Origin of the sequence: Litchfieldella anticariensis FP35 = DSM 16096, assembly GCF_000409775.1 — a bacterium.
In the GTDB taxonomy this organism is placed as follows: domain Bacteria; phylum Pseudomonadota; class Gammaproteobacteria; order Pseudomonadales; family Halomonadaceae; genus Litchfieldella; species Litchfieldella anticariensis.
Genome location: NZ_KE332377.1, coordinates 358,462 through 371,250, shown reverse-complemented (window position 1 = coordinate 371,250; position 12,789 = coordinate 358,462). Strand labels below are relative to the sequence as shown.

Below are 12,789 nucleotides of genomic sequence, written 5' to 3'. Positions count from 1 at the left end.
TCCGGCCATTCAGCCGGATCGATATTGCTATGTCTGTATTAGCTACATTAGCGACCTTGAGTACTTCTGCCAACTGAATAATAAGTGAACCCCTTCTTGGCCATGCGCTTGGGTTCGAACATGTTGCGGCCATCGAAGATAGTCGGTTCGCTCAGTTTCTGCTTGATCAGGTCGAAGTCCGGCGCGCGGAAGCTTTGCCACTCGGTCACGATCACCAAGGCGTCGGCACCCTTCAGGGCAGCTTCCTTGGTGCCGCACAGTGTCAGCTCGTCGCGCGTACCGTAGATTCGCTGAGCTTCTTCCATGGCTTCCGGGTCATAGGCTTGCACCTTGGCACCGGCTTCCCACAGCGCTTCCATCAGTACCCGGCTGGGCGCTTCACGCATGTCGTCGGTATTGGGCTTGAACGAGAGCCCCCATATGGCGAAGGTCTTGCCGGCCAGGTCGTCGCCGAAGTGGGTACGCATCTTCTGGAACAGAGTGGTTTTCTGTTCATAGTTACGCGCTTCCACGGCCTTGAGGACCTTGGCGTCATAATCGATGTCACCGGCGGTACGAATCAGCGCTTGCACGTCCTTGGGAAAACAAGACCCGCCGTAGCCCACACCAGGATAGATGAAGTGATAGCCGATACGTGGGTCGCTACCAATGCCTTGGCGCACCAGTTCGACATCCGCCCCCAAGCGCTCGGCCAGGTTGGCGATCTCGTTCATGAAGCTGATCTTGGTTGCCAGCATGCAGTTGGCGGCGTACTTGGTGAGCTCGGCACTGCGCACGTCCATGACCATGATCTTGTTGCGGTTGCGGTTGAACGGTGCGTACAGCTCGCGCATCGCTTCTTCGGTGTCTTCGCTTTCGGTACCGATGATAATGCGGTCGGGCTTCTGACAGTCGGCGACCGCCGAACCTTCCTTGAGGAATTCCGGGTTGGAGACCACATCGAAGCCGAGGTCCTCGCGCCCGCGACTGGCCAGCACTTCCATCATCTTGGCGCGAACCTTGTCGGCGGTACCCACCGGCACGGTGGATTTGTCGACCACGATACGGTGGCTTTCCATGTGCTGGGCGATGGTTTCGGCCACGGCCAGTACGTACTTGAGATCGGCGGAACCATCTTCATCCGGCGGTGTGCCCACGGCAATGAATTGCACTTCGCCGTGTTTCACCCCTTCGGCGGCGTCGGTGGTGAAATCCAACCGTCCCGCCGCATGGTTCTCCTTGACCAGCGACTCCAGGCCCGGTTCGTAAATGGGGATGATGCCTTTCTTCAGGCGTTCGACCTTATCGGCATCCACATCCACGCATACCACGTGGTGGCCTACATCGGCCAGAATCGCGCCTTGCACCAGCCCTACATAGCCGGTTCCGAATATCGTGACGTTCATGAGCGGTCCCTTGGCTTTACGATTTATCTTCTTTCAGGCTAGTACGCACCAGACTGGCAAACTGCATGACAAACACGCCGATGATGGCCAGCATGGCGCCAAACACCAGCCCTAAGGCGACAATCAGTGCACGGCTGGTACCGGCCGGCTCCAGGCTCTGCACCGCGACCTGGTTAACCTCGCCCTCCTGCAAATCGGCCAAGTTGGCTTCCAGTTCGGCAATCCGCGCCGTATAGGTCGCAATCAGCTCCCCTGCACTGGGGCTATCGGCATTCCGCAAGACTTCCAGCGAGTCTTTTGTACTTTCCAACTGGCCTTGCAGCGTTTCCCGGCGTCGCTCTACCAACTGCTGCTGCCCTTGCTGCAAGCGCTCCAGCAAACGCTCATGTAGCGCTTTCACTTGCTCAACATAGTCAGGGCTAGCTTCACTGGAAAGCGTGATCAACAGGGTATCCGGGGGATTATCGATCGTTACCTCAAACGGCAGGTTCTCCCAGCCTTGTTCAGCAATCAGCTCTCGGGTCAACGGCCCTAAGTAGAGATTACTGGCCTTGGCGACCAACGACGACGGTGCTTCCAGAGCTCTGGTTGGAGAAAGGGTTGAGACTTGGGCTGGCGCCTGTTCAGCAGCATTATAGATCGAAGCATACTGGTAGGTACGTGGCATCAGCAGCGCATAGGCAAGCGCCACCCCCACCACCAGTACGAAGATTGTTACCAAGGCCTTCCAGCGCCTCACCAGGATCTTGGCCAAGTCGACTAACGAGATTTCGTCGTCGTACTCGGGCCGGCTTGGCTGGGATGGTGGCTGGGAAGACGGCTGGGTCATGGTATCCGTTCCTGTCTGCATTAGATTCCTGGCATGGTCGGAATTGGGCACGCTACCGCCCAGAGATTGTTCCGGGCAGTTCTCAAGGCCCTTGCCATGCTCCATGTTGGTAACAGGTTGCTCCCAACGCTCAAGGAAACACTGAATAAATGCCTGCGCAGATCAATCGCTGCGTTGCGCGGTGCGCGGAAGCCTCACCTATACCCCATAGGCTCCGGTTCCTGTGCTCCGTGCGCCTTGCGCTTGAGCATGCTCGTCGATTTATTCAGCGTTCCCCTACCGACATCCACTGCCGGCAAAGCAAAGGGGGGCACACTGCCATTTGAGTGCGAGCAAACCATTGCCGCAAAAGGGCCATTTTAGAGAACCCAGCACCAAGGCACTAGATTAACCGCGTATGATTTTTGTGTTATGCCAGTCGCTTAAATAAGACACATCTTGTCGCAATCCCGAGACATTTAGTTACCATCCTTTTGCATACTTTGATTGACTAAACCAACGAAGTGCAGGAAGAACACGCTGGTTGTGGCGAATATGATGCCAAAGATAATGCCCAATGCCAGAATCAGCCCATTGCTGACGCCTACCGGCTCCAAGGAGATGACGGCAAGTTGAGAGATCTGCCCTTTTTCCAGGGCGGCGAGTTGAGATTCCAGCTCGATGATACTGGTAGTCACGCCCAGGCCAGCGTTACCTTCCGCACTGGCCACGGCGTCTTTGGTACCGGCCAAGCGCATCTCCAAACTGTGCTGCAGGCGTTCGACTCGCTCATTCTGGAGTGCTTGGATCCCCTCCAGTACCTTACGGTGCAAGGTTTCTACATCAGAAGACTGCGCTTCGGTGGACTCGGACTTTAGAACCACCAACTGTTCATTGTCACCGACCTGGCTGACATTGACGTCAAAAGGCATGGCATCGAGCCCCTGATCAGCAAGAAAGGCGCGAATGGCGGTGGGCAACACCAGCGTCTGAAGTTGGGCAATCACACCACTAAGTGGCTCCAACTCTCCTGACGTTTCCTCGTCTGTAACGTACTTCTCAGCGATATGGTAGAGCGAGGTGTACTGGTACAACGTAGGGCGAGCAAAGGCGTAAACGCTCGTGGCAAGCATCACGGCAAGACATATTGCTAGCATGATTTTCCAACGTCGGACCAGCAAGACGGTGAGATCGATCAGTGAAACGTTGTCACTGGCGGCGTATGAAGGTGTCATGTCGTTCCCTGCTATCACGGTCTGCACCGCTCTATCGGCAGTGCTGTTTTCGTTTATTGGTTATGCCATAAAAAAAGCGCGACCTCTTCGTGTCGCGCTGCGGGGCATTGTAACCGTTTTGACTCATCTGCCCAACGTTCCGAGGCACCCTCGCGCAAACGATAGCAAGATAACCAACGATTTCATCAAATTAACGCCTGTTAAACTCACGCCAACATTGACCGAAAAATCATGAAGTTGCAGACCCTGCAGGGCGCCGCTAGGCTGAACCTTGTGACCGCATGTTTCCAATAACAACGACATGAGCATCACGAGGGCTTCCATGACCAAGTACAACAACGCGTATCGATATGGACTATTCGTTGCCCTACTGCTGGGCGGTACCTTCACCCTGAGCCATGCCCAGGACGATCCGCTGGTGGCGGGCATCGAGGCGGCCTTCCCGCCTTGGGCCTATGCCGAAGGCGGCGAGTACAAGGGCATCGCGGTGGATGCGATGCGCGCCATCGCCGAGAACCAGGGGCTAGAGGTGGAGTTTCGCGATATGCCGTGGCCGTCGCTGATTCCGGCGCTGGCTAACGAGCGTATCGACCTGCTGGTCACGGGCTTGAACGTGACCAGAGAGCGCAACGAGGTGCTGGATTTCACCATTCCCTGGTGGGAAAACGACGACGAGGTACTGGTCAATGCCGATTCCGACCTCAATGTCGTCACCGCGCTGTGCTGCGGGGCCACCATTGGCGTGCAAGGCGGCTCGACCCAGAACAGTTGGGTACAGGCCAACCTGGTGGACAATAGCGACATCGATGTGACCTTGCGCAGCTACGAGGACTATGTGACCGCGATCGAGGACATGCGCGTGGGGCGTATCGATTCGGTGGTGGTGAGCACCGATACCGCCGAGGATTTCATCAATAAGGGCCGCGAGGTACGTATCGCGGGCACCATCACCCAAGGGCAACCACAAGCACTGGCGGTATCCCGTGGCGACCCCAATGACATTCTGGGCACCTTGAACCAGGGCATCATGGAGTTGTACGAGTCCGGCCAGTGGCAGGAGATCGTCCACTCCTACGCCCCTTACGCCACCATTCGACAGATTCCCGCCACCATGCCCGATTATGTCAGGACCTATGAGGAGCCGATTCCCGGCCTCAATGGAGAATAGGTTTTCTCCCCTCCCCGCCGGCTGCAGCCGGCGGGGCTTCCTGACATGCGATTGGAGTCCAAGACATGGTTTTCGACACCTTGGTGGCCGAATTCCCGTTCTTGCTGCGCGGTTTGTGGATCGGGATTCAATTGCTGGCCGCCCTACTCGCCCTGGGCTTCGTGCTGGGGATCACCTTGGCGGTGATGAGCGTTTACGGCCACTGGAGCCTGCGCTTGTTCGCGGTGGTCTTCGAGCGGATCTTCCGTGGCATTCCCGAAATCGTGCTGCTGTTGTTGTTCTTCTATGGTATTGGCGAGTTGCTTCCGCTTTCCCCGTTCGTGGCCGCGGTGCTCGCGCTGGGGCTACGTTCCACGGCGTATCAGGCACAGATCTTTCGTGGGTCGATACAATCGGTGGCCGGTGGCGAGGTAATGGCAGCCCGTGCGTTGGGCATGTCACGGTTGGGCGCGATCTGGCACATCGTGTTGCCACAAGCGCTGCGGCGTTCGATTGGCCCATGGACCAATGAGTATTCCGCGGAGTTGAAAGCGACCTCACTGGCTTATGTGATCGGGGTGGTCGAGCTGACCCGCCAGGCGAGCTATATCGTCTCTAACCTGCAGGGCAACACCCTGACTGTGTTCGCCGTGGTGGCGGCGATGTATTTCGTGGTCAACCGCCTAGGCAACGCCGGGCTTTATGCACTGGAACGCCGGCTGACCATTCCGGGATTCGAAGGACGTGGGGCCGAGTCATGAGCGACAACCCGATTCTGAGCGTGCGCGATGTGCGCAAGACCTATGGCGGCGTGGAGGTCCTGAAGGGCGTGAGTTTCGACCTGGAGCGCGGCCAGTCGAAGATCGTGATCGGCCCTTCGGGTACCGGCAAATCGACCCTGCTGCGCTGTATCAACCTGCTGAGCCCGCCCGATAGCGGAAATGTCGTCCTCGATGGCGTGACGGTGGAGGAAAGGGGCATCAACCAGATACGCGCCCAGATCGGCTTCGTGTTCCAGGAGTTCAACCTGTTCACCCACTTGAGGGTGCTGGATAACGTGCGCCTGGCACAGCGCAACGTGCTGGGCCGTTCCAAGCAAGAAGCCACGCGGCGGGCCATGGAGGAGTTGGAGCGGGTGGGCCTTTCCGACAAGCTGGAAGCCTACCCTGCCGAGCTTTCCGGTGGTCAGAAGCAGCGTGCATCGATTGCCAGGGCATTGGCCATGGACCCCAAGTTGATTCTGTTCGACGAACCCACTTCAGCACTCGACCCGGAGCTGACCGGCGAGGTGGTGCAGGTGATGAAGGACTTGGCCAATGCTGGCATGACCATGCTGGTGGTCAGCCATGAAATGGGCTTTGCGAGGGCCGCCGCCGACGAGGTGATTTTCATGGAAGGCGGAGTCATCGTCGAGCAAGGTCCGCCTTCCACGCTATTCACCTGCCCAGAGCATGCACGAACGTCGCAGTTTCTGCGGATGATCAGCCACGAACATCAGGAAGCCTGAGAGGAAGGATTCGCACCATGCTGGAGTTCATTGAATTCGGCAAGACCTGGATGCCCTTCCTGCTCGAAGGCGTGGGCGTGACCCTGGGGCTGTGGGTCGTAGCCATGGTATTGGGCTTCTGCCTGGCGCTATTGTTGGTGTGGGGGCGTGTCTATGCGGCTAAGCCCATCTACCTGTTCGCTACGGCCTATGTGGAGGTGTTTCGCGGCACGCCGATGCTGGTGCAGTTGTTCTTCATCTATCTGGGCTTGCCGGAGATCGGCATCGTGCTCGCCCCGTTCACTGCCGCCGCGGTGGCGATTGGGTTGAATACCGCTGCCTATCAGGCGGAGTACTTTCGGGGCGCCATCCAGTCGCTGCCGGCTGGGCAGATGGTCGCCGCGCGGGCGATGGGCATGAGCCGCTTCCAGGCGCTGCGCGATATCATTCTGCCCCAGGCGGGCCGACGGGTGATCCCGCAGTGGTCGAACGAAGCCATCGTCGAACTCAAGTACACCTCGATCGCCTACGCCATCGGCCTCACCGAACTGACCGCCCGCGCCGAACAGGTCGGCTACCAGACCTTCCAGTTCCTGGAAGCCTTTACCCTGGTGGCGATCATCTACCTGGTGCTGACCGGCATCGTCGCGCAATCACTGGATTTCCTGGAGCGGAAAACGCGAATACCGGGGCTGACATATACCGGGGGCAAGATGGAGTGACGACGCTTGCCCATTTCCCTACAACGTCATTGCCGCCAGCCAGCCGAACACGACCAACGGAATGTTGTAGTGCAGGAAGAAGGCCGATAGTGTCTCGCTGAGCGACAAGCCGCCCACCAGGCCGCCTACCAGTGCGCCCGCGACCAGGGCGAATACCACCGACACCCGGGCCAAGGACAAGCCGACCATCACCAAAACCGCTAAAATCACCGCATTCATGCTGTTTTACCGTCAACCCTGATGTGAGAGCCAAGAAAAGGCGGCGATCTTACCAGATTCTCGTCTTGGTGTCGGAGCGATCTCCCACGGAAACACGTCAAGAACGCTGTCATCCGAGCGTCATGAAGTCGCCATTTTTTTGTCATCCGTCTACGCTATAAAGATTGTGCTCGGGTTCATCGCCTGCTTGGCGTTATCCCGATGCGAGACAAGGGATACTGTCATTCACACGTCAAGGAAGCGAGGGCACAGGGAGTGCCAGAAGGAGTGACGGAAGTCACGGTATCGGGAAGGATGCCCCAAGGAGGGCATGAGCCGCCACGGAGTCTTTCTCCGTGGCGCTTTTCTTTGTAGGCCGATCTTGATGGTCAGGTAGGCTTGTCCTGCATCGCCCAACCCGGCACCCCCTGACGGATATGTCGAGAGAACGCTGGGTCGCCATGTGCCTGCTTGGCACGCTCGTTGATCCGCCCAAGACGCCTCAGTTCCGCCAACTCATGCCCCTCGACCAACCCGCCCCGGGCATGTACATAACCTGGCAGCAGCCCGGTAAGCAGCAGCCGATAATCCAGCGGCAGGCCATGGATGATGTTGCGCATCATGACGAACACCAGCGTGGAGCAGTTGGCGGTAATGGTGTGATAGAAGCGCGGCTCGTACTCGAGGCGGTTGGCCTCCTCGACCAGCGCCAACAGGAGTTCGCGCATGGCGTCACCAGAGATATCGACGCGGTAGAGCGTGACCTGTTCACCGCGCACGTTGCTGCGCAGTTGGACGGCATCGCGCTCGTCGGCGGCAATGATGGCCAGCTCATACTGTTTGAAAAAACCGCCGAATTCTGAAAAACGCTCGCCCTTCTCGCGACGCACTTCGACCGAGAACGTCACGAACTGCCCATCGTCGAAACCGAACGACAGCATGACATGCGAGATGGCCGGCCGCCCCCAGTTGGAGATGAACAAGTCCAGCGACGTGAGCCGGTCCAACTCGTAGGTTCGGGTTTCCCAGGCCGGCGTAAATTCATGCCGAGTGTGCCAGCGAAAATTGCGGACATGGTGCAGCACCAGGCGATTGCCCTGCACCTCGCCACTGGCCAGATGCGCCACGTCGTCGGCCCAGGGTCGGTCATGCAGCGGCTTGAGGCTTCGCCACCACCACGCCAGCCCGAGCATGAGTATCGAGATGCCAGCCAGCGCGAACCAGGGCATACCCCGCCAGAGCAGGAACACCAACACCAGCCAAGTCGCCAGCCATAGGCCAGCCACGAGCCATCGACCCACATGGGGCAGCGCGAGACGGAAGTAAAGTGCCATCGCCCCCCAGCCGGCACAGGCCAGCATCGGAATCATCAATAGCCCGTTAAGCCAAGCCATCTCAGAGGGCTCGTGTCATGCGCAGGGTAATCAGAAGCGACATTCCCAATTCATTGGCCTAGGCCGGGGTAAGCCAGTAGCGAAACTCGCACAAATCGTCGCCAAGATCGCCGCGAGTGACACGCCGATAGAGTCGCTGCAGCCGGGCGGTTACCGATTCCTCGGAAATCGGCTGGCCGGGGCGTGGGGCACCCGCTCGAGCACCGATATGACGTCCATCGAGTTCACGCAGTGGCAGGATCTCGGCCGCGGTACCGGTCATGAAGGCCTCGTCAGCGGTATACAATTCATCGCGGGTGATACGGCGCTCCTGCACCTCGATTCCCAGTGCCTGGCGCGCCAGTTGGATCACGCTATCGCGGGTGATGCCCTGCAAACAGGAAGTGATCTCGGGGGTGTGCAATACGCCATCGCGCAGCAGGAACACATTGGCTGCCGAAGCTTCGGCGACATAACCCTCCGGGTCGAGCATCAATGCCTCGTCGAAACCGGCCTTGACCGCGGTATTCAGGGCCAGCATCGAGTTGACGTAATGGCCGTTGGTCTTGGCGCGGCACAAGCTAATGTTGACGTGGTGCCGTGCCCAGGAAGAAGTCAGTGCCCGCAGGCCGATAGAGGCGGCCTCGGGCGAGATGTAGTCGCCCAGGTCCCAGGCGGCGATCATCACGTTGGTGGTCAGGCCCTGGGCGCGCAACCCCATCCCTTCGGCACCGAAGTAAACCGTCGGCTTCAGGTAGGCATTGGTCAAGCCGTTGCGCGCCAGGCATTCGCGCTGGGCCTCGATCAACTGCTCCGCCGTCCAATCGAGCGGCATGTCCAAAGCATGGGCGCTATCGCACAGCCGCCGCGTATGTTCGGCAACGCGGAACAAGTGTGCCCCGTGCGGGCCATCGTAAGCCCGCACGCCTTCGAAGCAGCCCATGCCATAGTGCAAGGTATGCGTCAGCAAATGGGTATTGGCTTCGCGCCAGGGGAGCCAGTCACCGTTGTTCCAGAGCCAGCCATCGCGATCGCAGATCGGTGTCATCCAAAGGCCTCCTTGCTTGCTGTCTTCAACATCCGACATCAACGCCCAAAACGGCCGGGACGGAACGGTTCCAGTGGCACGGCCGGCGTTTCACCATCGATCAATTGCGCAATCAGTTGGGCACTGGCGGCGGATAATGTCCAGCCAAACGTGCCGTGGCCGGTGTTGAGATAGAGGTTGTTGCGCTTGCCTTCACCGATCACCGGCGGGCCGTCTGGCGTCATGGGGCGAAAACCGGTCCACGACTCGGCGGCTTCGAAATCCGCCGCCCCGGGAAAGCGTGACTCGATGGCACGCCGGATCGTCGCCAGGCGGCTGCCGGGAATGCGCCGGTCCATGTCCGCCAGTTCGACGAAGCCGGTGGCACGCAGCCGGGAACCCAAGCGAGTGGCCACTACCTTGTAACGGTCGTCGATGACCGTGGAGCGTGGTGCCCGCTCGGCATCGAGCAACGGCGCCGTGAGCGAATAGCCCTTGACCGGATAGATCGGCAACCTGGCACCGAACAACTCGCCCAAGCGCCGCGACTGCGTTCCGGCACATAGCACGAAGGCATCGGCATCGATGCGCTCCGGCACCGCCTGATCATCGGCGCAGGGCTTGAGGCGCAACGCGCGGATATGCCCCTTGTCGCGTATGGAATCGACGACCTGGGCACCATACTGGAAATGAACGCCACGCGCCTCGCAGGTCCTGGCCAGTGCCTGCGTAAAGCGATAGCAATCGCCTGTGCCATCGCCGGGTAGCCACAACGATCCGACGAGAGGGCCATGTTCGGTAAGTGCCGGTTCTCGCTCCAGGGTCGCCTCGGCGTCCAGCGACTCGTATTCGATTCCCAGCTCGTTGAGCAGCCCGGCGTTGACCTGCAACTGCTTGGCAGTCTTCGCATCGCTGGCCAGTTCCATCAAGCCGCGATGACCACTATCGAAATCCAACGACAGTTCATCCTCCAGCGCCTGGAAGCATTGCCGGCTATAGCTGCCCAAGCGCAGCATGGCGCGCTTGTTGATATCGAAGAGCCCCGGCGTCTGGGCAAAGCGCCAGGTGGCGACCAGGAATCGCAATGTATCGGGTGTCGGCGGCAAACGCATCTTCAGCGGTGCATCCTGTTGCAACAACCACGGCAGCGCTTTCTTGATCATTGCCGGCGATGCCCAGGGATACACATAGCCATAGCTGCGCTGACCGGCATTGGCGCGGCTGGTTTCCATGCCAGCCGCGTCCAGGCGCTCGATGACAGTGACCTCATGACCGCGTTCGGCCAAGGCGTAGGCGGTGGTCACCCCCACCACTCCGGCACCGATCACGGCGATATGCATGGCATGACTCCCGACTCTTTCACCCAACCATCGATCAGCGCCTGCTGATGTGGCTGCAGTTCCTGATAGCCCCAGGCGGCGATTTCCTCATTCTGTGGATCGGGCACGACGCTATCGCTGCCTGCCAGAGCGGCGATCACGGCGTGGCCACACAAGGGCACGTAACCTTCGGAATACCCTCCTTCGTGGATCATGACCAGTCGACCATCGCCGCATCGCTCCGCCAAGGCCTTGAGTTGAGCGGTCATCTCGGCGAAAGCGGCACTGTTGAGCATCATCTTGCCCAGTGGATCCTTGGCGCCGGCATCGAAACCACAGGCCACTACGATCAGTTCCGGGGCAAAGGCCTCGATGGCCGGTAATATTAGCTGATGCATGGCATATCGATAGGCCCCGATCCCACTGCCTGGCGGTAACGGCAGATTGAGATTGGTCCCCTGCCCCGCACCTTCGCCCCGTTCCTGGAACGTGCCGGTCTCCAGTGGATAGTTACCCGCCTGGTGGATCGAGACCGTTAGCACGTCGGGGGCGGTGTAGAAGGCGGCTTGTTGACCGTTACCGTGATGCACGTCCCAATCGAGGATCGCCACTCGCCGCACCAGGCCCAGGGCACGTGCCTGCATCACTGCCAGCGGAATATTGCCCAGCAGGCAGAAGCCGCGCCCGCGATCGGCCTCGGCATGATGGCCAGGTGGGCGGCACAATGCATAGGCGTTGGTCATTTCGCCTTTGGCCACGGCGTCGACGGCCGCGATGGCTAGCCCTGCCGACTGCTTGGCTGCCGCCAGGCTGCCCGCAGTATAGGGGGCACAGTCGCCGCCATCACCGATACCCAAGCGGCTGCCGGCTTCCAAGGCACCGAGATAGCGCGGAGTATGGAAGCGTTCCAGCGCCTCACGGTTGGCCGGGGCAGCCTTGCGTACCTCGAGTTCGTCGATCAGCCCCGAGACTTCGAGCAGGTTCTTCAAGCGCCGCTTGCTTTCCGGACTCTCCGACGCGGGTTGCGGTTGCAGGAATTCGTTTGGCGCCGCAAACACACCGATGGCACCAGGATCATGCCAGAAACAGCGTTCATGCCAGAAAAACCCGGTGGTTTTTCCTGCCCGTTCGCTCATCGCCGACCCTCGAGCTGCTCCCAGACCTCGATGGCAGCGGCCAGGTCCTCGAGCGACGCACCTACCGACTTGAATACGGTGATTGCTTCCGGACCGCTGCGTCCTGGCTTGTCGCCGCGCATCAGCTCCGCCAGTTCGGCTTGAATCTTGTCGAAGGCAAAGCGCCCCTCATCGATGGCCTGCAGGATATCGCCCGCCTCACCCTTGGCTCCGGCATAGGTATCGACGAATACCTCGCCACGCTCGAAGCAGGCAGCATCGGCTTCGCGCATGGTGGGACGAAACGCCCCCACCAGGTCCAGGTGTGCTCCGGGCTTGAGCCAGGCGCCACAGACCAATGGCTCGCTGGATAGCGTGGCACAACTGACGATATCGGCCTCCTGGGTCGCGGCTTCCAGGTCATCGACTGACGCGCAGTCGAAGCGATCGGCATAGATGGTTGCCAGCTCCTGGGATTTGGCCGGATTGCGCCCCCAGATCCGCACCCGTTTGATCGGACGCACAGCGGCATGGGCCTCGATCAACATCGGTGCCAATTTGCCGGTACCCACCACCAGCAGTGTCTTGGAATCTTCCCTGGCCAGTTCACGGGATGCCAGGGCCGAGGCCGCTGCCGTGCGGCGCCGGGTCAACTCACTGCCTTCCAGGCAAGCCAGCGGGCGCCCATGCTCGCCTTCGCTTAGCAGATAGACCCCAGAAATCGCCGGCAGCCCATGCTCGGCATTCTGCGGGAACACGTTGACCATCTTCACGCCGATATAGCCACGCGCTTCCCAGGCCGGCATCAGCAGCATGGTGGCTTCGCCGTCGTGGCGCTGCATGGCGTGATGATGACGTGGTGGCGCTTCCACACCCTCGCGAAAAACGCGCCCCAGGCGCTCCACCAATGCCGTCCACGGCAAGGCGGCGGCCACCTGGTCGGCACCGATCATGTGGATGTCTTGCATGCCCAT

General features: G+C 59.9%; 13 protein-coding genes. 4 read left to right on the top strand and 9 right to left on the bottom strand.

The annotated features are described in order from the left end of the window. Nucleotides 1-47: 47 nt before the first annotated feature. From L861_RS01785 to L861_RS01775, 3 genes are all read right to left on the bottom strand, one after another. Nucleotides 48-1,385: a UDP-glucose dehydrogenase family protein gene (locus L861_RS01785; RefSeq protein WP_016414821.1), complete on the bottom strand. Its 1,338-nt coding sequence runs from the start codon at nt 1,383-1,385 to the stop codon at nt 48-50. A 16-nt stretch (nt 1,386-1,401) separates the two neighbouring features. Continuing rightward, complete coding sequence (locus L861_RS01780) at nt 1,402-2,214, bottom strand: Wzz/FepE/Etk N-terminal domain-containing protein (protein ID WP_016414820.1); 813 nt, start codon at nt 2,212-2,214, stop codon at nt 1,402-1,404. A 458-nt stretch (nt 2,215-2,672) separates the two neighbouring features. Continuing rightward, nucleotides 2,673-3,428: a hypothetical protein gene (locus L861_RS01775; RefSeq protein WP_016414819.1), complete on the bottom strand. Its 756-nt coding sequence runs from the start codon at nt 3,426-3,428 to the stop codon at nt 2,673-2,675. Nucleotides 3,429-3,750: 322 nt separating this feature from the next. Between L861_RS01775 and L861_RS01765 the strand changes: the two genes are divergently transcribed. The 4 genes from L861_RS01765 (at nt 3,751) to L861_RS01750 (ending at nt 6,783) form a co-directional block, all read left to right on the top strand. Beyond that, nucleotides 3,751-4,596: a transporter substrate-binding domain-containing protein gene (locus tag L861_RS01765; protein ID WP_016414817.1), complete on the top strand. Its 846-nt coding sequence runs from the start codon at nt 3,751-3,753 to the stop codon at nt 4,594-4,596. A gap of 65 nt (nt 4,597-4,661) precedes the next feature. Continuing rightward, nucleotides 4,662-5,336, top strand: a complete 675-nt coding sequence (locus tag L861_RS01760; RefSeq protein WP_016414816.1) for an amino acid ABC transporter permease — start codon at nt 4,662-4,664, stop codon at nt 5,334-5,336. After that, complete coding sequence (locus L861_RS01755; protein ID WP_016414815.1) at nt 5,333-6,082, top strand: amino acid ABC transporter ATP-binding protein; 750 nt, start codon at nt 5,333-5,335, stop codon at nt 6,080-6,082. The genes L861_RS01760 and L861_RS01755 overlap by 4 nt, the downstream gene beginning before the upstream one ends. Nucleotides 6,083-6,099: 17 nt before the next feature. Continuing rightward, nucleotides 6,100-6,783: an amino acid ABC transporter permease gene (locus L861_RS01750; protein ID WP_016414814.1), complete on the top strand. Its 684-nt coding sequence runs from the start codon at nt 6,100-6,102 to the stop codon at nt 6,781-6,783. An 18-nt stretch (nt 6,784-6,801) separates the two neighbouring features. Here L861_RS01750 and L861_RS01745 read toward each other — a convergent pair whose 3' ends face one another. The 6 genes from L861_RS01745 to lhpI all read right to left on the bottom strand — a co-directional run bounded on the left by L861_RS01745 (nt 6,802) and on the right by lhpI (nt 12,789). After that, nucleotides 6,802-7,002, bottom strand: a complete 201-nt coding sequence (locus L861_RS01745) for a hypothetical protein (RefSeq protein ID WP_016414813.1) — start codon at nt 7,000-7,002, stop codon at nt 6,802-6,804. Between the two features lie 368 nt (nt 7,003-7,370). Continuing rightward, nucleotides 7,371-8,375 (bottom strand): Lnb N-terminal periplasmic domain-containing protein, encoded by a 1,005-nt coding sequence (locus L861_RS01740; RefSeq protein WP_016414812.1) that lies wholly within the window; start codon nt 8,373-8,375, stop codon nt 7,371-7,373. A gap of 58 nt (nt 8,376-8,433) precedes the next feature. Then, a complete protein-coding gene (locus L861_RS01735) occupies nt 8,434-9,402 on the bottom strand; it encodes a branched-chain amino acid transaminase (protein WP_016414811.1) in 969 nt (322 codons plus the stop codon). Between the two features lie 38 nt (nt 9,403-9,440). Further along, nucleotides 9,441-10,721, bottom strand: a complete 1,281-nt coding sequence (locus L861_RS01730; protein WP_016414810.1) for a D-amino acid dehydrogenase — start codon at nt 10,719-10,721, stop codon at nt 9,441-9,443. After that, nucleotides 10,706-11,836, bottom strand: coding sequence for a histone deacetylase-like amidohydrolase (locus L861_RS01725; RefSeq protein WP_016414809.1), 1,131 nt, complete (start codon nt 11,834-11,836; stop codon nt 10,706-10,708). Before L861_RS01725 ends, L861_RS01730 begins: the two co-directional genes overlap by 16 nt. Further along, nucleotides 11,833-12,789, bottom strand: a complete 957-nt coding sequence (gene lhpI, locus L861_RS01720) for a bifunctional Delta(1)-pyrroline-2-carboxylate/Delta(1)-piperideine-2-carboxylate reductase (protein ID WP_016414808.1) — start codon at nt 12,787-12,789, stop codon at nt 11,833-11,835. The genes L861_RS01725 and lhpI overlap by 4 nt, the downstream gene beginning before the upstream one ends.

What these genes read in the sequence shown, in the direction of transcription:
- L861_RS01785 (WP_016414821.1), bottom strand. Translation starts at nt 1,385, where the DNA reads ATGAACGTCACGATATTCGGAACCGGCTATGTAGGGCTGGTGCAAGGC.
- L861_RS01780 (WP_016414820.1), bottom strand. Translation starts at nt 2,214, where the DNA reads ATGACCCAGCCGTCTTCCCAGCCACCATCCCAGCCAAGCCGGCCCGAG.
- L861_RS01775 (WP_016414819.1), bottom strand. Translation starts at nt 3,428, where the DNA reads ATGACACCTTCATACGCCGCCAGTGACAACGTTTCACTGATCGATCTC.
- L861_RS01765 (WP_016414817.1), top strand. Translation starts at nt 3,751, where the DNA reads ATGACCAAGTACAACAACGCGTATCGATATGGACTATTCGTTGCCCTA.
- L861_RS01760 (WP_016414816.1), top strand. Translation starts at nt 4,662, where the DNA reads ATGGTTTTCGACACCTTGGTGGCCGAATTCCCGTTCTTGCTGCGCGGT.
- L861_RS01755 (WP_016414815.1), top strand. Translation starts at nt 5,333, where the DNA reads ATGAGCGACAACCCGATTCTGAGCGTGCGCGATGTGCGCAAGACCTAT.
- L861_RS01750 (WP_016414814.1), top strand. Translation starts at nt 6,100, where the DNA reads ATGCTGGAGTTCATTGAATTCGGCAAGACCTGGATGCCCTTCCTGCTC.
- L861_RS01745 (WP_016414813.1), bottom strand. Translation starts at nt 7,002, where the DNA reads ATGAATGCGGTGATTTTAGCGGTTTTGGTGATGGTCGGCTTGTCCTTG.
- L861_RS01740 (WP_016414812.1), bottom strand. Translation starts at nt 8,375, where the DNA reads ATGGCTTGGCTTAACGGGCTATTGATGATTCCGATGCTGGCCTGTGCC.
- L861_RS01735 (WP_016414811.1), bottom strand. Translation starts at nt 9,402, where the DNA reads ATGACACCGATCTGCGATCGCGATGGCTGGCTCTGGAACAACGGTGAC.
- L861_RS01730 (WP_016414810.1), bottom strand. Translation starts at nt 10,721, where the DNA reads ATGCATATCGCCGTGATCGGTGCCGGAGTGGTGGGGGTGACCACCGCC.
- L861_RS01725 (WP_016414809.1), bottom strand. Translation starts at nt 11,836, where the DNA reads ATGAGCGAACGGGCAGGAAAAACCACCGGGTTTTTCTGGCATGAACGC.
- lhpI (WP_016414808.1), bottom strand. Translation starts at nt 12,789, where the DNA reads ATGGGCATGCAAGACATCCACATGATCGGTGCCGACCAGGTGGCCGCC.